16 protein-coding genes are annotated in these 20,351 nt (G+C 72.3%); 6 read left to right on the forward strand and 10 right to left on the reverse strand.

What is annotated here, in order from left to right; translation table 11 throughout:
• The first annotated feature begins 36 nt into the window (after positions 1–36).
• Positions 37–1,167 carry a glycosyltransferase family 4 protein gene (locus tag QUG93_RS13625; protein WP_289474676.1) on the forward strand — a complete coding sequence of 377 codons (1,131 nt, stop codon included), beginning with the start codon at positions 37–39 and terminating at the stop codon, positions 1,165–1,167.
• 198 nt (positions 1,168–1,365) lie between these two features.
• Here the strand turns inward: QUG93_RS13625 and QUG93_RS13630 are convergent, their stop codons facing one another.
• From QUG93_RS13630 to QUG93_RS13650, 5 genes are all read right to left on the reverse strand, one after another.
• Entirely contained in the window at positions 1,366–2,319 is a 954-nt protein-coding gene (locus QUG93_RS13630; protein ID WP_289474677.1) for a lysylphosphatidylglycerol synthase domain-containing protein, read from the reverse strand.
• Positions 2,316–3,167 carry a dTDP-4-dehydrorhamnose reductase gene (rfbD, locus tag QUG93_RS13635; protein ID WP_289474678.1) on the reverse strand — a complete coding sequence of 284 codons (852 nt, stop codon included), beginning with the start codon at positions 3,165–3,167 and terminating at the stop codon, positions 2,316–2,318. The genes QUG93_RS13630 and rfbD overlap by 4 nt, the downstream gene beginning before the upstream one ends.
• Positions 3,164–4,150: a dTDP-glucose 4,6-dehydratase gene (rfbB, locus tag QUG93_RS13640; protein ID WP_289474680.1), complete on the reverse strand. Its 987-nt coding sequence runs from the start codon at positions 4,148–4,150 to the stop codon at positions 3,164–3,166. The genes rfbD and rfbB overlap by 4 nt, the downstream gene beginning before the upstream one ends.
• A 136-nt stretch (positions 4,151–4,286) precedes the next feature.
• Positions 4,287–7,160 (reverse strand): glycosyltransferase family protein, encoded by a 2,874-nt coding sequence (locus tag QUG93_RS13645; protein WP_289474681.1) that lies wholly within the window; start codon positions 7,158–7,160, stop codon positions 4,287–4,289.
• Positions 7,161–7,164: 4 nt separating this feature from the next.
• Positions 7,165–8,106 (reverse strand): glycosyltransferase family 2 protein, encoded by a 942-nt coding sequence (locus tag QUG93_RS13650; protein WP_289474682.1) that lies wholly within the window; start codon positions 8,104–8,106, stop codon positions 7,165–7,167.
• A gap of 199 nt (positions 8,107–8,305) precedes the next feature.
• On the opposite strand from QUG93_RS13650, the gene QUG93_RS13655 reads away from it, so the two are divergent.
• From QUG93_RS13655 to QUG93_RS13665, 3 genes are all read left to right on the forward strand, one after another.
• Positions 8,306–8,914 (forward strand): dTDP-4-dehydrorhamnose 3,5-epimerase family protein, encoded by a 609-nt coding sequence (locus tag QUG93_RS13655; protein ID WP_111238994.1) that lies wholly within the window; start codon positions 8,306–8,308, stop codon positions 8,912–8,914.
• Between the two features lie 13 nt (positions 8,915–8,927).
• The gene (gene rfbA / locus QUG93_RS13660; protein ID WP_289474684.1) at positions 8,928–9,791 is read left to right on the forward strand and encodes a glucose-1-phosphate thymidylyltransferase RfbA; all 864 of its coding nucleotides are present in this window, start codon (positions 8,928–8,930) and stop codon (positions 9,789–9,791) included.
• A gap of 76 nt (positions 9,792–9,867) precedes the next feature.
• Positions 9,868–11,610 carry a glycosyltransferase family protein gene (locus QUG93_RS13665; RefSeq protein ID WP_289474685.1) on the forward strand — a complete coding sequence of 581 codons (1,743 nt, stop codon included), beginning with the start codon at positions 9,868–9,870 and terminating at the stop codon, positions 11,608–11,610.
• 192 nt (positions 11,611–11,802) lie between these two features.
• Here QUG93_RS13665 and QUG93_RS13670 read toward each other — a convergent pair whose 3' ends face one another.
• The 5 genes from QUG93_RS13670 to QUG93_RS13690 are packed head-to-tail and all read right to left on the reverse strand — an operon-like array spanning position 11,803 to position 17,039.
• The gene (locus tag QUG93_RS13670) at positions 11,803–12,657 is read right to left on the reverse strand and encodes a glycosyltransferase family 2 protein (protein WP_289474686.1); all 855 of its coding nucleotides are present in this window, start codon (positions 12,655–12,657) and stop codon (positions 11,803–11,805) included.
• A complete protein-coding gene (locus tag QUG93_RS13675; RefSeq protein WP_289474687.1) occupies positions 12,654–13,814 on the reverse strand; it encodes a glycosyltransferase family 4 protein in 1,161 nt (386 codons plus the stop codon). Before QUG93_RS13675 ends, QUG93_RS13670 begins: the two co-directional genes overlap by 4 nt.
• 59 nt (positions 13,815–13,873) lie before the next feature.
• Positions 13,874–14,986: a glycosyltransferase family 2 protein gene (locus tag QUG93_RS13680; RefSeq protein ID WP_289474688.1), complete on the reverse strand. Its 1,113-nt coding sequence runs from the start codon at positions 14,984–14,986 to the stop codon at positions 13,874–13,876.
• Positions 14,905–16,134 (reverse strand): ABC transporter ATP-binding protein, encoded by a 1,230-nt coding sequence (locus tag QUG93_RS13685; RefSeq protein ID WP_289474689.1) that lies wholly within the window; start codon positions 16,132–16,134, stop codon positions 14,905–14,907. The genes QUG93_RS13680 and QUG93_RS13685 overlap by 82 nt, the downstream gene beginning before the upstream one ends.
• Before the next feature lie 2 nt (positions 16,135–16,136).
• Positions 16,137–17,039: an ABC transporter permease gene (locus tag QUG93_RS13690; protein ID WP_289474690.1), complete on the reverse strand. Its 903-nt coding sequence runs from the start codon at positions 17,037–17,039 to the stop codon at positions 16,137–16,139.
• Positions 17,040–17,255: 216 nt separating this feature from the next.
• Between QUG93_RS13690 and QUG93_RS13695 the strand changes: the two genes are divergently transcribed.
• Positions 17,256–17,855 carry a hypothetical protein gene (locus QUG93_RS13695; RefSeq protein WP_289474691.1) on the forward strand — a complete coding sequence of 200 codons (600 nt, stop codon included), beginning with the start codon at positions 17,256–17,258 and terminating at the stop codon, positions 17,853–17,855.
• Positions 17,855–20,296, forward strand: a complete 2,442-nt coding sequence (locus QUG93_RS13700; RefSeq protein ID WP_289474692.1) for a hypothetical protein — start codon at positions 17,855–17,857, stop codon at positions 20,294–20,296. The genes QUG93_RS13695 and QUG93_RS13700 overlap by 1 nt, the downstream gene beginning before the upstream one ends.
• Positions 20,297–20,351 lie beyond the last annotated feature (55 nt).

Here is a 20,351-nt window from a genome sequence, read left to right on the forward strand (position 1 = left end):
CCCGGACGCCGCCGTGACGGCCGTTATGCTCGTCGGGTGACCCGCTCCCTCCGCATCGCGATCGTCGGGCCCACGCACCCGTTCTCCGGCGGCATCGCGACCCACACGACCTCGCTCGCGCACCGGCTGCGCGACGCCGGCCACGACGTCCGGCTGCTGTCCTGGAAGGCGCAGTACCCGAAGTTCCTCAGGTCCGGCACGACGCGCGTGCCGGAGGCCGAACCCGAGGTGCGTCCCTTCGACGGGAGCACGGCCACCCTCACCTGGTACAACCCGCTCACCTGGTTGCGCGCGGGGTGGTCGCTCCGCCGCGCCGACGTCGTGCTCGTGACCGCGGTGACCCCGTACCACGCGGTGCCGTACGCCGTGGTGCGCCTGGCCGCCGGCTGTCGGCCGCGCGGGGTCGTCCTCGCCCACAACGTGCTGCCGCACGAGCACGGTCGCTTCGACGAGGCCCTGGTCCGGGTGCTCTACCGCCAGTACGGCGCCGTGCTCGTGCACAGTGACGAGCAGGCGGCACTCGCGCGGCGGATCCTCGGTGCGGACAGCCCGGTCGAGGTCCGCGTGACGCGGCTCCCGCTGGCCGACCTGCTCCTCGGCGACCCGGGTGACGCGGAGCGCCCTGTGCCGGCCGGCACCCCCGAGGACCCCGTCACGGTCGGCTTCTTCGGCATGGTGCGGCACTACAAGGGGGTCGACCAGCTCATCGCGGCGGCTGCCCGCGTCCCCGGTGTCCGCGTCGTCGTGCGCGGTGAGTTCTGGCAGCCGGTCGAGGAGTACCGGGAGCAGGTCCGGTCGCTCGGCGTCGAGGACCGCGTCGAGCTCGTCGACGGGTACGTGGCGATGTCCGACATGGCGGCCGTCATCACCGGGTTCGACGTCGTCGTCCTGCCCTACCGGACCGCGTCGTCGTCGATCAACGTCGCGCTCGCGCACCGCTTCGGCGTCCCCGTGGTCGTCTCCGACGCGGGCACGCTGCCGCTCGACGTCCGCGACGGCGTGGACGGCCTGGTCGTGCCGGCCGACGACGTCCCGGCGCTCACCGCCGCGCTCGAGCGGCTCGTGCAGCCCGGGGGACTCGAGCGGCTGCGCGCGGGCGTGGACGCGGCCGGGGCGGACCGGCGCTGGGCCGAGTACACGGACACCGTCGCCGCGTTCGCGCGCTGACCCGACGGGCGGCACGGATCAGCCCACCGGCGCCGTGCGCCGACGACGACCGTGCGCCGACGACGACCGTTGACGGCGGGCCGCCGACGACGCCCGCCGGGCGGGTGGGGCGGTGGACACGACCGGACGACGGACGGGAGGCGCGGTGCCAGCCAGCACCGCGCCTCCCGTCCGTCGGTCGGACCGTCGGGCTGTCGGTCAGCCGCGCGACGCCCGTCGTCGTCCGACGGCCGCGGCGATGCCGGCCAGTCCGAAGTCGGCGACCGCGTACAGGAGCCGGGACAGGATCGCGGCGGTCGCCGCGACACCGGCCGTCGTGACCGACGCGAGCACGAGGGCGATGACGACCTCACGCACGCCGAGCCCGGCCGGGAACGGGATGAGGAGCACCCCGAGCGCGAACGCCAGGGCGAAGCCGGCGACCGCGGGGACGAAGCTCCGCGCCGGGTCGACCCCGAGACCGACGAGCACGAGCCAGAGCTGCACGCCGCCGAAGAGCCAGTTCGTCACCTGCAGCCCGGAACTCGAGGCTGCGACGCGCCAGCCGTAGTCGAAGGGCGCGTCCGGCCGACGGAGCACACGGAGTGCCAGGCGGACGCCGAACCGCATCACGGGCGGCGTCAGGCAGACCAGGAACGCGACGCCCACGATCGGCAGCCACCAGTAGTCCTGCAGCAGCCGCACGTCGATGAAGGGCAGGAGCACGGCACCGACGCCGAGACCGGTCGCGATCGACACGAGCATCGCGATGAGGCTCAGCACGATCGACGACGACCTCGCCAGTCCGACCTCGCCGGCCATCTGGGCCTGCGCCGCGATCGGCCACACCGACCCCGGCAGGTACTTGCCGAGCTGGCTGACGAAGAAGACCCGAGCGCCGCGCAGCACCGGCAGGCGGACGCCGAAGGCCGGCCAGACCACGATCCACGACAGCATCGAGACCACGAGCGCCGCGACCACGGACACCAGGGCCAGCACGAGCAGCCAGGGGTCCATCGAGGTCAGGGCGTCGGACACCTCGCCCCACCTGCCGACCACGAAGAGCACGCCCGCGACGACGACGGCGACCATGAAGGCGATCTTCACGCCGTTCACCGCCCACCGGCGCCAGCGGGGGCGGTCGGCGGGCGGTGCGACCTGCGGGGCCGTCACCGGGTGAGCGCTCCGGCCCGCACGGCGGCGGCGAGGGCCTCGCGCCAGTCGCGCATCGGCTCGAGGCCGGCACGGGACCAGCCGTCGTGCCCGAGGACGCTGTACGCCGGGCGCGGGGCCGGACGCACGAACGCGGCGCTGTCGGTCGGCAGGACACGCTCCGGGTCGAGGCCCGCCTCGGCGAAGATCGCCTTGGTGAACTCGTACCAGGACGCCTGTCCGGAGTTCGTGCCGTGGTAGACGCCGGCCGGGGCGTCGGCGTCGACGAGCTCGACGATGCGCGCCGCCAGGTCGCCCGTCCACGTCGGCTGACCGACCTGGTCGGTGACGACGGACACGGTGTCGTGGCTCGCCGCCAGGCGGAGCATCGTCGCGGCGAAGTTCGGTCCGTGCGCGCCGTAGATCCACGCGGTGCGCACGACGTAGGACGAGTCGGGGGCGATGCGGCGGACCGCTTCCTCGCCCGCGGCCTTCGTGCGTCCGTAGGCGTTCAGCGGGTCGGTCGGGGCGTCCTCGGCGTAGGGCGCCGTGCCGTTGCCGTCGAAGACGTAGTCCGTCGAGACGGTGACGAGCTTCGCGCCGTGCCGGACGGCGGCCTCGGCCAGCAGTGCCGGTCCGGTCGCGTTCACGGCGGCGGCCTCGTCCTCGTGGGTCTCGGCGTCGTCGACCTTCGTGTACGCGGCGGAGTTGATGACGACGTCGTGCCCGGCCACGGCCGCGTCGACGGCGTCCGGATCGGTGATGTCGAGGTCCGCGCGGCCGAGCGCGGTGACGTCACGACCCTGCAGCGCGAGCTGCAGGTCGCGACCGAGCATGCCGGCGGCGCCGGTGATCAGCGTGCGGCTCATGCGAGTGCCGCGCGCTCCTTCAGCGGCTCCCACCAGGCGCGGTTGTCGCGGTACCACTGCACGACGTCGGCCAGGCCCTGCTCGAACGGCACCTGCGGCTCGTAGCCGAGCTCGGCCTGGATCTTGGAGATGTCGACGGAGTAGCGCAGGTCGTGGCCGAGGCGGTCCTGCACGTGCTCGACGGACGACCAGTCCTTGCCCGTCGCGTCGAGGAGCAGCTGCGTGAGCTCCTTGTTCGTGAGCTCGGTGCCGCCACCGATGTTGTAGATCTCGCCCGCGCGCCCCTTGGTCAGCACCAGTGCGATGCCACGGGTGTGGTCGTCGACGTGCAGCCAGTCACGGATGTTGTTGCCCTCGCCGTAGAGCGGGACGCTCTTGTCGTCGATGAGGTTCGTGACGAACAGCGGGATGACCTTCTCGGGGAAGTGGTACGGCCCGTAGTTGTTCGAGCAGCGCGTGATCGAGAGGTCCAGCCCGTGGGTGCGGTGGTAGCTGCGGGCGAGCAGGTCGCTGCCGGCCTTCGACGCCGAGTAGGGCGAGTTCGGCTCGAGCGGACGCTCCTCGTCCCACGAGCCCTCGCTGATCGAGCCGTAGACCTCGTCGGTGGAGACGTGCACGAAGCGCTCGGTGCCGTGGCGGAGCGCTGCGTCGAGCAGGCGCTGCGTGCCGACGACGTTCGTCTCGACGAAGATGCCGGAGTCGCGGACCGAGCGGTCGACGTGGGACTCGGCGGCGAAGTGCACGATCGCGTCGATGCCGGGGACGACCTCGTCGAGCTTCGCGGCGTCGCGGATGTCGCCCTGCACGAAGGAGTAGCGCGGGGAGTCGGCCACCGGCGCGAGGTTCTCGAGGTTGCCGGAGTACGTCAGCGCGTCGTAGACGACGACCTCGGCGCCCTCGAGGCCGGGGTAGGCGTCCTGCAGGGTCCGGCGGACGAAGTTCGAGCCGATGAAGCCGGCCCCTCCGGTGACGAGGATCTTCACGAGGTCTCCCTTTTCGGGGTCGGTGGACGGAACGAGTGTCGATTGTAGTGGGCGGGCCCGCCGCCGAGGTGGCTGAGCGGGCCGGGAGGACCGGCGGCGGGCCGCCGCGCGGACCGCCGCCGGTGCCGGGCCGGTGTCAGGTGGTGCGGCGTCGGCGACGGCGACGCAGCAGCAGGACGGTCGCGCAGGTCCCGGCCGCCACGGCCGCGGTCACGGCGCTGAGCAGGATGCCCTCGCGGATGCCCGGCGTGTGGTACTGCAGCTCGACGGTGTGCTCGCCGGCCGGCACCCAGACCGCACCGCCGACGCTGTCCGCCCGCACCAGGTCGGTCGGCTCGCCGTCGACGGTGGCGCTCCAGCCGTCACGCTGCAGCGAGTCGGCGACGACCACCCAGCCGCCGCCGGTGGCGTCGACCCGGGCGACCGTGCTGTTCACGTCGCTCGGCTCCAGCGTCACGCGGGCGGTGGCGTCCGCGTCGGCGCGGTGGACCGGGCGCTCGCTGAGCACCACGGTGTCGTCCGGCAGCGACTGGTCGGCGAGCGTCCGCAGGAGCCCCTCGGTGGTCGGCTCGACGACGGCGCTCGACGCCCACCGGACACGGGGGAGCGCGTTGCCGCGCTGGTAGATCGTCGCGTCGCCGGTGTGCACGACGCTGACCCGGTCCGCGGCGACGGGGCGGGCGATGCTGATGACCGCCTTGCCGTCGTCGTCGGTGCCGATCGGCACCACGGACTGCTGTCCGGTCACCGTGAGCACGAGGTGCCACGCGGTGTCGTCCGGGATGTCGGACCCCTGCAGGGCCACGTTGCGCGGGCCGCCGAGACCGGGGACCCAGCTCTCCGTGGACGCGAGCGTCTCACCGGAGTCGTCGGCGACCACGGCGACGGTCAGCTGCATGCCGCCCGGCGCCAGCGTGGTCGCCGGCGGACCGGTGAAGGTGATGCCGTTCAGCGGCCCGCGCTGCGACGCCGACTCGATCGTCGTGCGGTCGGCGGTCAGGTCGGTCCAGGTCGTGCGCTCGGGCGCGGCCTCGGTCTTCCCGGCGAGCGGGGCGGAGGGGTCGGCGATCATGTACTCGGTCGCGAGGCGGTCGAGGATGCCGGACTCGGCCAGCTGCGGCATGAGGTTCGGCTCGAGGGTCAGGTAGGTCGCGGTCGGGTAGGTGTCCGGGTCGACCGCGCGCATGAGCTGCTTCCACTCGCGGGTCTGGAACGTGTGGCCCGTCACCGACCGGATGCCGAAGTACGACGCCGCGCCGAGCAGCGTCGCGTTGCCCGTCGTCGTGTACCGGTCCTGGTCGGTCATGTGGTCCTGCAGGTACGTGATCGCCGGCGCCTCCGGGAAGAAGGTCGACGCGGGGGCGAGCGGCCACCACGGCTTCGTCGCGGTGATCGCGGGCACCGCCACCATCGCGGCGACGGCACCCAGGGCGACCGTCCGCACGACCCGGTTGCGGGTGGCCCAGACGACGAGCACCGCGACCACGGCGGCGACGCCGAGCACCCCGACGACGAGCACCTCGAGCTTGGTCGCGTGCACGTACTGCTCCGGCACGAGCTCGAGGGCGCGGAAGGTCAGGAGCGCGACCCCCACCGCGACGAGCAGGACGACCAGGACGACCGCGACCCGGCCGACGCGGGCACGGGGGGAAGCCGTCCGGAACCGGGCGAGCTCGCCGCGCAGGTGCTCGGCGTCGGTGAGCCGGCCGAAGCCCACGCCGGCCGTGGCCGCCGCGAGGAAGAGCACGACGCAGCGCGCACGACCGATCGGGTTCGAGTTGAAGACGGGGAGTTCGCGGACCAGGGTCAGCAGCGGTCCACCGAGGTAGACGACCACGACGCTGAACGCCAGGACCCCCGCGACCACCCAGACGGTGCCGACCGTGCGTCGGGCGCGCCGGGTTGCGGCGTCGCGCTCGGCGTCCGTGGCGTCGTCGGGGAGGGTGACCGGGCGCAGGACCGGGCGGACGAGCAGCGCGGCCGCGACGAGCACGAGGGCGGCGACGCCCAGGAACGAGTACTCCTCGACCGGGTTGCGGGTTCCCCACGCGGCGCCGCTCGCCTGGGCGAACGAGATGTCCGGCACCCACGACGTCACGAGCGGGACCTGCCCGAGCCCGTTCGGCCCCCGCTGGGCACGGCCGGAGAAGTCCACGACGCTCGCGGCGTTGAGCGCGAAGGGCACGAGCTGCCAGGCGGTGAGCAGGACTCCGACGACGATGCCGCCGACGGCGATCCCGGCGCTCGCCAGGACCCGGAGCAGCGAGCGGTGCGCGACGATCGTGCGGGCGAGGAAGAAGACGCCGCCGAAGAACAGCGCGTACCCGACGATGGCGGGGAAGCCGCCGAGCAGCATCGCGGAGACCGCGCCACCGACGCTGAGCAGGTCGCGCTTGCGGAGCTCGACCGCGGCCCGGTCGATCGCCCAGAACAGCAGCGGCAGGAACGCCGCGACCCGGGTCTGGGGCCAGTTCGACCACGCCACCATGAAGCCCGAGGCGGAGTACAGCAGCGCCGCGATCGGCCAACCGGCGCGCGGCACGCCCCACCGGCGGAGCAGCAGCGACATGCCGATCGTGATGACGACGATCTCGAGGAACTTCACCGCGCCCGGGGCGTACGACAGCGGCAGGATCCACCACGGCAGCGACAGGGGCGACCACTGGCCCGAGTCCGGCACGCCGCCCAGGACGGTGCCGCCGGCGACGTAGGGGTCCCAGGCTGCGAAGACGCCCGCGTGGGCGAGCCGGACGAGCATCGACGTCTGCGGCGCGTTCGAGTCGAGCGGGTCGCTCGTGTAGACGTTCGTCGAGCCGCCGTCCGCGCCGAGGGTCTGCGCCCACGGCGTGTAGCGGCTGAGCAGCCCGGTGTTGAGGAAGGTCGCGTGCCCGGTGAGCGCCGGGCCGAGGGTGGCCACCACGAAGGCGGCCAGGGCCGCCCAGGCGATGATCTCGATCCAGGCGGACGGGCGCCGGATCCAGGTGGACGGTCGGCTGGTGACGGTGCTCACGCGCTCAGTCGCCGTACCGCTGCAGCTTCTGCAGGTCGAGCTGTTCCTCGGTGAGCGTGCGGTTCAACCGGGTCAGGTCCGCGACGACGCCGATCACCATCGACAGCACCGCGGTGATGAGGAGCACGACCCCCAGGATGATCGACTGCAGGTGGTTGCCGCCGGTGTCCATCGCGAGCAGCACCAGGTAGCGGACGAGCGGCCAGAGGCCGAGCACGCCGAGCACGGCGGCGACCCAGAGGAAGAGTGCCATCGGGCGGTACATGAGGTACACCCGGGCGATCGCGGACCCGGACTGGAACATGTGCTGCCAGATGTTCTTGAAGAGGCGGGACTCCCGCGTCTTCGGGTTCGTCGTGATCGGGATGCTCGCGATCGCCAGGCGCTTGTAGCCGGCCTGCACGATGGTCTCCATGCAGTAGCTGAACCGCGTGACGATGTTCAGCCGGATGAGCGAGTACTTCGAGTAGGCGCGGAAGCCGCTCGCCGCGTCGGGCAGGTCGAGACCGGCGGCGCGGGAGGCCACCCAGGAGCCGAACTGCTGCATCGCCTTCTTGAACCCGGAGAAGTGCTCGATGGTCCGGGTCTGGCGGTCGCCGATGACGATGTCGGCCTCGCGCCGGACGATCGGTTGGACCAGCTCGGCGATCTGCGCCTGCGGGTACTGGTTGTCGCCGTCCGTGTTCACGACGATGTCGGCGCCGTGCAGCAGTGCGTAGTCGACACCGTCGCGGAACGACCGGGCCAGGCCCATGTTCGTGGTGTGCCGCACGAAGTGCCGGACGCCGTGCTCCTTCGCGACCTCGACGGTGCGGTCGGTGCTGCCGTCGTCGATGACCAGGATCTCGATCTCGTCGATACCGTCGATCTGCTCCGGGATCGAGTCGATGACGCTGGCGAGGGTGTTCTCCTCGTTGAGGCAGGGGATCTGGACGAATAGCTTCACGGGCTCGCTGGATCTCGTTTCAGGGACGTCGTCGGGGCGCGCGCTCCGGGTGCGCAACCAGGGCAGCCTAATCGACCGGCGTGTCCAGGTCGCCACGCCACCCTCCACGGGGCCCCGCGCAGTCCGGGTGGTGGGCGGGGTCGGACCGCCACGCACGGCGCTCGGACTCCGGCGTGGCACCCCTTGCTAGGCTGCCCCGGTGCAGATCCGCGAACTGAAGATCCCCGGCGCGTGGGAGTTCACGCCCGTCCAGCACGGCGACGCACGAGGAGCATTCCTCGAGGCGTACCGTGCCGACGTCCTCGAGGAGACGGTGGGCCACCCGCTCGACCTCCGCCAGGTGAACATGTCGATCTCGTCCGCCGGCGTCGCCCGGGGCATCCACTACGCCCTCGTGGCGCCGAGCCAGGCGAAGTACGTCACCGCCGTCCGCGGCGCCTTCATCGACTACATCGTCGACATCCGCGTCGGGTCCCCGACCTTCGGCCAGTGGGACAGCGTGCGCATCGACGACGTGGACCGCAAGGCCGTGTACCTGTCGGAGGGCCTCGGCCACGCGATCGTCGCGCTCGAGGACCGCTCGACCGTGAACTACCTCGTCAGCGCCCACTACGACCCGCAGCGCGAGAAGGGGATCACGATCCTCGACCCGACCGTCGGGCTGGAGCTGCCGGAGGGCCTCGGCGAGCCGGTGCTGTCCGAGAAGGACACCACGGCGCCGACGCTCGAGCAGGCCGCGGAGCAGGGACTCCTGCCGACCTACGAGGAAGCGGTCGCGTACACCGAGTCGCTCCGGACGAAGAAGTAAGGGAGAAGACCCGATGAAGGGCATCATCCTCGCCGGTGGTTCCGGCACCCGCCTGTGGCCCATCACCAAGGGCATCAGCAAGCAGCTCATGCCGATCTACGACAAGCCGATGGTCTACTACCCGCTGTCGACGCTCATGATGGCGGGCATCCGCGAGGTCCTCGTCATCACGACCCCGGAGTACAACGAGCAGTTCAAGGCGCTCCTCGGCGACGGGTCGAGCCTCGGCATGGACATCCAGTACGCCGTGCAGCCGAGCCCGGACGGGCTCGCCCAGGCCTTCGTCATCGGCGAGGACTTCATCGGCGACGACAGCGTCGCACTCGTCCTCGGCGACAACATCTTCCACGGCACCGGCCTCGGCACCAACCTGCGGAAGAACACCGAGGTCGACGGCGCGACGATCTTCGCGTACCACGTGGCCGACCCGACCGCCTACGGCGTGGTCGAGTTCGACGACGACTTCACGGCCGTCTCCATCGAGGAGAAGCCGACGCAGCCGAAGTCGAACTACGCCGTCCCCGGGTTGTACTTCTACGACAACAAGGTCATCGAGATCGCGAAGACCATCGAACCGAGCGCCCGCGGGGAGCTCGAGATCTCGACGGTCAACGAGCGCTACCTCGAGGCGGGGGAGCTCGGTGTCCAGGTCCTCGACCGCGGCACCGCCTGGCTCGACACCGGCACCTTCGAGTCGATGATGCAGGCGTCCGAGTACGTCAAGGTCATCGAGGACCGTCAGGGCTTCAAGATCGGCTGCATCGAGGAGATCGCCTGGCGCAACGGCTGGATCGACGACGCACAGCTCGCCGAGCTCGCCGCGCCGCTGGTCAAGGGCGGGTACGGCGTGTACCTGCAGCGTCTGCTCGACGCCTGACGCCGCCGTGTTCGGCAGACGCCGCCGTCGCGATGCGCCGCCCTCCGGCTCCGGCCTGGAGGCGCGCCCCGCGTCCGTGACGGCGGCGCCCGTCGTCCGGGTGGCCGGGTGGGACGGCCCGCTGCCGCGGTCGGACGCACCCGTCACCGTGGTCGTCACGACCCGGTCGGACCGGCACGCCGAGGTCCCGCGGCTCGTCGCGACCGTGCGCGCGGCCTTCGGCGTCGACGCGGACGTCCGCGCCGCCTCCTACGTCGCGGACGCCTCCCCGCGTGACGCCTTCGACCCCTCGCTGCCGTGGGTCCGCTCGGAGCACGTGGACGGGATCGGCTCCGCGGTGAACGCCGGAATCGCCCTCGGCGTGGGGCGGGTGCTCGTGCTGGTGGACACGTCGGTGGTGCTCGACGCGGGGCCCCTCCGCGACCTCGTCGCGACGGCGGACCGCCTGGACGCGCCCGTCCAGGCCCGCGCGACGACGCCCGACGGTTCCCGGCGCAACGGTGCCCGGCTCCTCCGACCCGGCGCACTGCCCTGGTCCGACGACCGGACCGAGCCCGCGGACGACCGGGTCCTGGGCGCCGACCAACCGGTGGTCTCGATGCCGCAGCGTGCGGCGGTGCCGGCCCCGTGCCTCCCGGACGAGCGGACGGTCCTGACGGCGTGGACGCTCGCGGCGGCGCAGGCGGTGTCGTCGACGGTGCGGAGCCGCGACGTCGGTGCGGTCGTGCGGACCGTCGAGCCGGGCCGAACCGTGGACGCCGCGGTGGTGGACGTCGTCGCGTCGTGGCGAGACCGGTCCGGCGGACCCGGGCCGGTCGTCGCCGGTCCGCCGCTGCCGCCGTGGGGCGCGCGGCCGGTGACGCCGACCGTGCGGCAACGTGACGAGGACGACGACGTCCTGACCTGGGCGCTGAAGATCGCCGCGCCCGCAGGCCCCGAGGGCGACGGCTGGGGGGACGTGCACTTCGCCGCGGAGCTCGCGGGTTCCCTCGAGCGGCTCGGGCAGCAGGTGCGGATCGACCGGCGGGACGCCCACGTGCGGGACGACGACGCCGAGGACGACGTCACGGTGGTCGTGCGCGGGCTCGATCGGGTGCCGCCGAACCCCGCCTCCGTGAACCTGCTCTGGGTGATCAGCCACCCCGACGACGTCGCCGACACCGAGCTCCGGTCCTTCGACGCGGTCTTCGCCGCGGGCCCGGTCTGGGCGGCCGCCGCGGCCGAGCGTTCCGGCGCGCCGGTGCACACGCTGCTGCAGGCGACCGACCCGTCGGTGTTCCACCCGCCGGCGGCCGGGGAGCCGGGCGGACCGGACGCGGGCCACGTCGTCTTCGTCGGCTCCACCCGCGGTGCCGACCGTGCCGTCGTGCGCGACGCCGTGGCGCTCGGGGTCGACCTGCGCGTGCACGGCCCCGGGTGGGACGGCCTGGTGCCCGCGGCGTCGCTCGGGTCGTCGTCGCTGTCACGGGCCGAGGTCGCCCGCGCGTACGCGTCCGCCCGGGTCGTGCTGAACGACCACTGGCCGGACATGGCTGCGGGGGGCTTCGTCTCGAACCGGGTGTTCGACGTGCTGGCGTCCGGCGGCGTGGTCGTCACGGACGAGGTCGTCGGGCTCCGGCAGGTGCTCGACGTCCCGACGCTCGCGGTCGCACGGTCGCGGCACGAGCTCGCGACCCTGCTCGATCCGGCGCAGGCGTGGCCGAGCGCCGACGAGCGGGCCGCGGTCGCCGCGACGGTCGCCGCGGCGCACTCGTTCGACGCGCGCGCCCGCGTGCTGCTCGACGTGGCGCGGGCCGAGCGCGCGCGCCTGCGCCGCTGACGCACGCTCTGCTCACCGGTCTGCGTCGCGCCGCGGAGCCCGCGAGCTGCTCGCCGGTCTGCGCCGGTGTCGCACCCCGGCGCGGACGTCCCGCCCCGGTACGGCGGGGTGCGACGTCCGAGACGGGGTGCGATCGCCCCGCGGCCCCGCGGCCCCGCGGCTCCGCAGCCCTGCGGCCCGCGGCCCCGCGCGCTACTTGCGCGTGACCCAGCGCGCGCGCACCGACAGGCCCGCGCGCAGCACCAGGCGGAGCGGCCACAGCCACCACGCCCGGTACTTCCGCGACAGGTAGCGGTAGGCGCTGCGGTGGTGCTCGATCTCCATGCGGCGCCGGTTCGACGAGGTCGAGTGCGCCCCGGTGTGCGTCACGACGGCGCTCGGCACGTACACGTTCGTACGGCCCGCCAGACCGACACGCTGCCCGAGGTCGACGTCCTCGAAGTACATGAAGTACGACTCGTCGAAGCCGCCGAGCTCCCGGAACAGGTCGGTCCGGACGAGGAAGCACGCCCCGGACAGCCACCCGGCCTCGCGCTCCACGACCTGCGTCGTCGACCAGTACCGCTGGCTCCACGGGTTCGCGGGCCACAGTCGCGAGAACGCGGCGTGGCCGAGCCCGGTGCGGAGCGAGGGGAGTCGACGGGCCGAGGGGTACGTCTCCCCGTGCTCGTCGAGGATCTGCGGTCCGAACGCTCCGCCGTCGGGCAGCCGGTCCGCTGCGGCCACGAGCTCGTCGACCGAGCCGGGGGCGAGCACCACGTCGGGGTTGGTGACGAGCAGGAACTCGGGCTGGACGTCGGGCAGCACGTCGTCGAGCGCGGCCAGGGCAGCGTCGATGCCCCCGCCGTAGCCGCGGTTGCCGCCCGAGGACACCACGACGGCGCCGTAGGACTCGCCGATCGCCCGGAGCGTGTCGACGTCCGCCGAGCCGTTGTCCGCGATGACGACCGCCAGCTCTGTCGACGACGCGTGCCGGGTGCTCTCGAGGAACGGCCGGATCGTCTCGCCGGTGTTGTAGGTGACCGTCAGCACCGCGACCCTGGTCACCGCGCACCTCCGGCTGCGACGCTGCGGTATGCGTCGGCGTGCACGGCGGCGGTCGCGTCCCACGTGAACCGTCCCGCGCGCTCGAGCGCCGCACGACGGTGGGCGGCCACGCGGTCCGGGTCGTCGAGGAGCGCCGCGAGCGTCGTGGCGAGGGCCTCGGCGTCGGGCTCGGTGTAGACCGCGGCGTCGCCGCCGACCTCGGGGAGCGACAGTCGTCGGGTGGTGACGACGCACGCGCCGGTGGCCATCGCCTCGAGCACCGGCAGGCCGAACCCCTCACCCAGCGACGGGTACACGACGAAGGACGCCCCGCCGAGGAAGCCCGACAGGTCCTCGAGCGGCAGGTAGCCCGCCTCGACCACGTGGTCCGCGTCCTGCAGCGCGTCGAGCCGGGCGACGGCGTCCTCGTCCCAGCCCCGCGCGCCGGAGAGCACGAGCCAGGGCGTGGGGGAGCCGGTGGCCCCACGGGCCGCCCGCACGGCGGCGTACGCGTCGAGGAGGGCGGGGACGTTCTTCCGCGGTTCGATCGTGCCGAGGAACGCGATCCACTCGGCGTCCTCGGGCAGGCCGGCGGCGATGCGGGCGTCCTCGACCTCGGCCACGGCGGGCTCGTGGAACCGGTCGCGGTCGACCCCGAGCGGAGCGACCCGGACGTCGGCCCGGATGCCGGGGACGACCCGGGCGGCCTCGGTCGCGGTGGCCGCGCTCGGCAAGACGACGACCGGCCGGCTGCGGAGCGACCGACGGCTCCACCAGGTGAAGAAGGTCCGCTTCAGCCGCGAGTGCCACTCCGGGTTCGAGAAGAACGTCGCGTCGTGCAGGGTCACGACCGAAGCACCGCGCCAGGCGAACGGGAACGTGTAGTGCGGGGAGTGCAGGACGTCGGCACCGAGTCGGCGGGCGAGCGCGGGGAGCCCGGTCTGCTCCCACGCGAACCGGAGCGGCACGGAGTCGGTCCAGGCGGGGGCGCGGTGCACGGTGACGTCCGGGGCGACCGCGGAGAAGTGGTCCGCGTGGACCGGTCGGACCACCAGGTGCACGTCGAGGCCGGGGTCGCTCGCGACGAGGTGCGAGACGACGCCCTCGACGTACCGGCCGACGCCGCCGAGGTCGCGCGGCACCGCGGTCCCGTCGATCAGGACGGAGAGTTGCGGCACGCGTGGATCCTTCCGGCCGGGGCCGTCGACGGGGGAGCCACCAGGATAGCCGGGCGCGCTCACGTGCTCGGGTCCACCGCGCGGCGGGGCACCGAGGCGCGGCGTGTCTCGTGGCGGCGACGGACGAGGTGCCGGGGGAGGTGTCCGAGGACGTCGGCCAGCGCTGCGGCGACGAGCCGTGCCTCCCGACCGTCCCCCGCGAGCCCGCAGCGGACGATGCGCCCGACGGTGCGGACGGTGGCACGCACCACCGTGCCCCACGGCGCGTGCCAGAGGGCGACGACCAGGCGGTTCCGCGCGTTCCGGCGCACGAACAGGGCGCTGGCCACGCCGGACGAGGCGGAGTGGTCGTGCCGCACGACGGCGCCGGCGGCGTACTGCACCCGCCAGCCGCGGCGGCGGAGCCGCCAGGCGAGCTCGGTGTCCTCGTAGTACATGAAGAGCGACTCGTCGAGCAGGCCGACGTCGTCGAGCGCGGTCCGGCGGAACGCCGCGGCGCCGCCGGATGCACCGAAGACGTCGACGGACGCGACCCGCTCGACCGGTGCCAGCCAGTCGCGGTCGGCACCGTTGCCGTCGCGGTCGATCACGACCCCGGTCGAGTTGAGCCGCTCCTCGCCGTCGGCCGACGGCGTCCACGCGCGTCCCGCGTGGTCGCGGAGCACCCGGGCCCCCGGCGTCGGCGCGGCTCCGGTCGGGAGGCTCGTCCAGCGTCCGGCGAGCACGATGCGGCCCGTCACCGCGGCGACGTCCGGCGGTGCGGCAGCCAGGTGGTCGCGCAGCGCGGCGACGAAGCCGGGGGCGGGCACCGCGTCGTTGTTGAGCAGCACGACGACGTCGGTGTCGGCCCGGCGGACGCCGGCGTTCGCCCCGACGGCGAACCCGCCGTTGCGGGGCAGGGCCACGACGGTGGCCTCCGGCAGTGCGTCGCGCAGCACGGCGAGCGAGTCGTCGGTCGACCCGTTGTCCACGACGACGACGCGGTCGGCCGTGCCGTCGTCGAGCACGGCCCGGGCAGCGCGGACGGTCAGGTCCGCCCGCTCCCAGTTGACGATGACGACCCCGGTGGTCGGGGGCGTGCCGCTCCCGGTCAGTCGAGCTCCTCGATCGAGGGCTTCGCGTAGACCGTGCCGACGGCGTCGCCGAACGAGGGGACCTCGAACGAGTCGCACTCCGGCAGGTCGTGCAGGTGCCGGCCGGCCGAGTCCATCATCGACACGTTGATGAAGTACTTGCCGGTGCCGAAGTTCGTGTCGGCGATGCGGAGGCGCAGCTTGCGGCGGCCGTGCAGGGGCTCGAGGTGGATGCCCATGATGCCGGTCGTCGTGCCGTAGACCACCTGACCGCCGGTGTTGTTGATCTGCACCGCGGCCTCCCAGTCGGCGACGCCGTCCAGGTGCTCGAACTCCATGTCCACGACGAGGTCGTCGCCCGGTGTGACGCCGTCGCGCGGTCCCTTGCCGTCCGCCTGCACCGAGGCGCCGAGCACCGTGCCACGGCCGACCGCGACGTCGGCGCTCAGCTCGCCCGCGCGGCGCTCCTCGAGCACGTCGCGGAACAGGCTGACCGCGGCGATCGGGTCGCCGTCGTGCAGGACCTTGCCCTTGTTGAGCAGGACCACGCGGTCGCACATCTCCTGCACCTGGCTGAGCGAGTGCGTGACGATGATGATCGTCTTGCCCTGCTCCTGGAACGACCGGATGCGGTCGAGGCACTTGCGCTGGAACGCCTCGTCGCCGACCGCCAGGACCTCGTCGACGAGGAGCACGTCAGGGTCGGTGTGCACGGCGACCGCGAAGGCGAGCCGCACGTACATGCCCGACGAGTAGAACTTCACCTGGGTGTCGATGAAGTCACCGATGCCGGAGAACGCCAGGATGTCGTCGAAGCGCTCCTCGGTCTCCGCGCGGCTCAGCCCGAGCAGGCTCGCGTTGAGGAAGACGTTCTCGCGGCCGGACAGGTCCGGGTGGAAGCCGGCGCCGAGCTCGAGCAGCGCGGCGAGGCGTCCGCGGCGGGACACCGTGCCGGACGTCGGCTGGATGATGCCGCCGATCGCCTTGAGCAGGGTCGACTTGCCGGAGCCGTTCTGGCCGATGAGCCCGACCGTGGAGCCGGCCTGGATGGTCGTCGTGACGCCGTCCAACGCCCAGAAGTCCTGGCGGTGCTTCCGTCCGGCGCGGCCGAGGGTGACGATGCGCTCGCGGATCGTGTTGTCCTTGCGGACGGTGAAGCGCTTGCGGACCTGGTCGATGACGATGACGTCGGGGCGCTCGGCGTCCGGGGTCGGGGTGCCGGACGCGGTGGGGATGCTGATGGCCATGACTAGAGCTCCTGCGCGAAGTTGCCCTGCAGGCGGGAGAAGACGCGCTGCGCCCCGATGAGCAGGAACAGCCCGATCACGAAGGCGACGAGCAGCCGCAGCATCAGGTGTGACGGGTAGGTGACGTCGGCCGGGTCGTGCAGCCAGATCGCGTTCTGCATGCCGAGCACGGACAGGGTCAGCGGGTTGTTCGTGTAGACCGCGAGCAGCCAGTCGACCTTGAGCCGCTGGATCACCATCGAGTACGAGTACACGATCGGCGACGCCCAGAGCAGCACCATCAGGCCGACGTCGATGACGAACTGCACGTCGCGCAGGTAGACGTTGAGCGCCGCGAGCACGAGACCGATCGCCGCACCGTAGACCAGGATCACCAGCAGCGAGGGGATCAGGTAGACGAGTCCGGCGTGCCAGGGGAACACCCCGATCACCAGGGTCGCGACGATGAGGATGCCGAACTGGATCGTGTAGTTGACCAGGGCGGCGCCGACGCTCGCGAGCGGGAAGACCTCACGCGGGACGTAGACCTTCTTGATGAGGCCGGAGTTGCCGACGATCGAGCCCGTCGAACCGGCCACGATCTCACTGAACAGCGTGTAGGCGCTCAGGCCGGTGAAGACGTAGATCGCGAAGTTGTCGATGCCCTTGGCCGCACCGAGGATCTGGCCCATCACGAAGTAGTAGATGAGGAGCTGCGTGAGCGGACGCACCAGCGTCCAGACGAACCCGAGCGCCGAGTCCTTGTACCGCGCCTTGAGGTCACGGCGGATGAGCATCCCGAGCATCTCGCGCTGCCGGAAGACGTCGCGGAGTTCACGCCAGGTGCCACGGAAGGCGCTCGTCGGAGCGCCGACCACGACGAGGGGCTCCTTCGCGAGCGCCGCCATACGGGCTTGATCGACCATTCGTCTCTTCGTTCGTGGGGGCAGGACCGGAACAGCATACTCACCGGGCCTCTGCGGGCCGCTGGCCGACCGGCGTCCGACCCCGGCCGTGCACGACACGTGCCGTGCACCCCGACCGGGGGTGAATGTTGCTCGATCCAACCCTCGACCTTGAGTTTGGGGTTACCGTTGTCGCAACCCGGACCCTTGTCAACATCCACAGGACGGCCCGTCAGCATGCAGCTTGCTCCACGGCCGATCGCTGCGCTTGCGGTGGTCGGCGTTCTCACGTTCCTGACGGCGGGTTGCTCCGCCGGCCAGGACGACCCGGATCCCTCCGTCTCCCCGACCCGGACCGCCTCGGCGTCCGCGTCCGCCACACCGACGACCGCGCCCACCCCGACCGCCACCGCCACGACCCCGGCGACGGCCCCCACCAGCGGGACCGGCGGCGCGACGGACGACGGCGGCGACGACACCCCCGGCGCGTTCCCCGGCACCGGTCAGACCACCCAACCGGACACCGACCCCGGCGAGTACCCCGCCACCGCGGTCGTGTCGTTCTCCGGGTGGGACACCGGCAGCAGGACGCTGCAGGCCGGCGGACTCGTCACCGGCACGGTCGACGCATCCGGCACCTGCACGTTCACCGCGACGAAGGGCGGCACCACGCGCACCGCGACGAGCGCGGCCGAGGCCAGTGCCTCGTCCGTGAACTGCGCGCAGGTCTCCTTCCCTGCGGCCCAGGTGTCATCCGGCACCTGGTCGATCACCCTGCGGTACGCGGTCGGGTCGAAGTCGACCACGTCCGAACCGATGACGGCGGAGGTGCCGTGATGCGAACCACCACGAAGGACGGACGGCGTCGTCCGTTCCGCGCGGCGCTCGGCATGGTCGCTGCGCTCGCGATCGCCGTCAGCGGCCTGACCGTCGGCACGCTGCTGTCCGAGGAGACCACGACCCAGCCCGCGTCGGCCGCGGTCGCGTCGGCCTTCGACCCGGGCAACATCATCAGCGACGCGAACTTCTACAACGGCTCGGCCATGAGTGCGTCGAGCGTGCAGTCGTTCCTCAACAGCGTCGGCGCGAACTGCCGGCAGCAGTCCGGCGGTCCCGTCTGCCTGAAGAACTTCACGCAGAACGTGAACACCATCGGCGCCGTCTCCGGTCGGTGTGCGGCGATCGCCGGCGGCAACAAGTCGGCGGCGACGATCATCGCCCAGGTCGGTGCCGCGTGCGGCATCAGCCAGAAGGCGCTCCTCGTGCTCCTGCAGAAGGAGCAGGGCATCGTCGGGACCAACGCGCCCACGAACTGGATGTACCAGCACGCCACGGGCTTCGCGTGCCCGGACACCGCGCCGTGCGACCCGAAGTTCCGCGGGTTCGCCCAGCAGGTGTACGCCGCGGCGCTGCAGTTCAAGCGCTACCAGGCGAGCCCGACCTCGTGGGCGTACCAGGCAGGTCGCAACAACTCGATCCTGTACAACCCGAACGCCGCCTGCGGCCGCAAGACGGTCTACATCAAGAACCAGGCGACCGCCGGACTGTACATCTACACCCCGTACACGCCGAACAAGTCGTCGCTGGACAACCTCTACGGTTCGGGCGACTCCTGCGGTGCCTACGGCAACCGCAACTTCTGGCGCATGTACACCGACTGGTTCGGCTCGCCCACGGGCGGCTCGTCGCCGATCGGCTCGCTCGACACCCTCCAGCCGGGCTTCCGGCAGGTCACGGTGAGCGGCTGGACCGCCGACCCCGACACCACGGCGTCGATCAAGGCCCAGATCTACGTCGACGGCGCCGGCAAGGCCTCGGTCCTGGCGAACGGCAACCGGACGGACCTCGCCCAGCGGCTCGGCGCGAACAACACCGCACACGGCTACTCGACCACCATCACCGGGCTGAGCGCGGGCAACCACAACGTCTGCGTCTTCGGCATCAACACCGGTGCGGGGTCCAACACCCTGCTCGAGTGCCGCAACGTCAGGATCGCCGGCGGGACCCCGACCGGCGCGATCGACGCGGCGTCCGCGGTGGCCGGCAAGCTGACCATCCGTGGATGGGCGATCGACGGTGACACCGCCTCGCCCACCCAGGTGCAGGTCCGCGTCGGCAGCAAGGTGCTCGGCACCCTGAAGGCGGACCAGCAGAAGAACGGGCTGGACGCCTCGCGGCCGGGGTACGGCGACAAGCACGCCTTCAACGGCTCGGTGACCGGGTTCCCGGCGGGGAAGCAGACCGTCACCGTGTGGGCGAAGGACCTGTCCGCGAACAAGTGGGTGCAGGTCGCGTCGAAGGCCGTGCAGCAGGCAACCGGGTACCCGTGGCTCGCCGTCGACGAGGTGTCGTCGAAGGCGCCGGGCACGCTCGTCGCCCGCGGCTGGGCGATCGACCCCGACACCACCGGGACCGTGCAGGTGCACTTCTACCTGGACGGCAAGGGCCTCGCGTCGATCCGGGCCGACCAGACGAAGTCCGGGCTGAACAGCGCCAAGCCGGGCTACGGCGACCAGCACGCCTACCGCCTCGACCGGACCGGCATCAGCGCGGGGACGCACAAGCTGTGCATCATCGCGATCAACGTCGGACCGGGCAGCTCCAACGCGAGCATCTGCAAGTCGTTCTCGACGCCCACCGGGTCCCCGAAGGCGACGATCGACCAGGGGAGCGCGAGCGGCCTCGGCGCGATCACGGTGAGCGGGACCGCCTACGACCCCGACACGGTCTCGCCGGTCTCGCTGGCCTGGACCGTCGACGGGAAGGCCACCGGCGTCACCACGTCCGCGAACCAGACCGCGAGCGGGTTCGACAAGGCCCACCCGGGCTACGGCGACCGGCACGGCTACCAGCAGAAGCTGACGGGCATCGGACCGGGGAAGCACACCGTGTGCGCCGTCGCGAAGAACACCGGTGGTGGGTCGGACACGAAGACCTGCTCCACGGTAGCCGCGACGAGCGGCAACCCGACCCTGCTGCTCGACGAGGTCTCCTCGCCGGCGACGAACCAGGTGCGGGTCCGCGGCTGGGCGATCGACCCGGACACCACGAAGGCGCTGAACGTCGACGTGTACTTCAACGGGAAGAACGGCAAGCGGCTCCTCGCCGACCAGGCGAAGCCGAGCCTGGCGTCCACCTACGCCGCCTTCGGCGCCGGTCACGCCTTCGCCTCGACGGTCGCGAACATCCCGTCGGGCGCGACGCAGGTCTGCGCCTACGCCATCAACCGGGGCGCGGGGCAGAACACGCCGGTCTGTCGGTCGCTGACGGTGCAGTAGGACGTCACCCCACGACGGACGGGAGGCGCGGTGCCAGCTGGCACCGCGCCTCCCG

This window comes from Curtobacterium caseinilyticum, from assembly GCF_030363035.1.
Lineage (GTDB): Bacteria > Actinomycetota > Actinomycetes > Actinomycetales > Microbacteriaceae > Curtobacterium > Curtobacterium caseinilyticum.

Bases quoted from the DNA above. Each gene is read 5' to 3' on its own strand.
- rfbD (WP_289474678.1), bottom strand. From the start codon at position 3,167: ATGAGCCGCACGCTGATCACCGGCGCCGCCGGCATGCTCGGTCGCGAC.
- rfbA (WP_289474684.1), top strand. From the start codon at position 8,928: ATGAAGGGCATCATCCTCGCCGGTGGTTCCGGCACCCGCCTGTGGCCC.
- QUG93_RS13685 (WP_289474689.1), bottom strand. From the start codon at position 16,134: ATGGCCATCAGCATCCCCACCGCGTCCGGCACCCCGACCCCGGACGCC.
- QUG93_RS13690 (WP_289474690.1), bottom strand. From the start codon at position 17,039: ATGGTCGATCAAGCCCGTATGGCGGCGCTCGCGAAGGAGCCCCTCGTC.
- QUG93_RS13695 (WP_289474691.1), top strand. From the start codon at position 17,256: ATGCAGCTTGCTCCACGGCCGATCGCTGCGCTTGCGGTGGTCGGCGTT.
- QUG93_RS13700 (WP_289474692.1), top strand. From the start codon at position 17,855: ATGCGAACCACCACGAAGGACGGACGGCGTCGTCCGTTCCGCGCGGCG.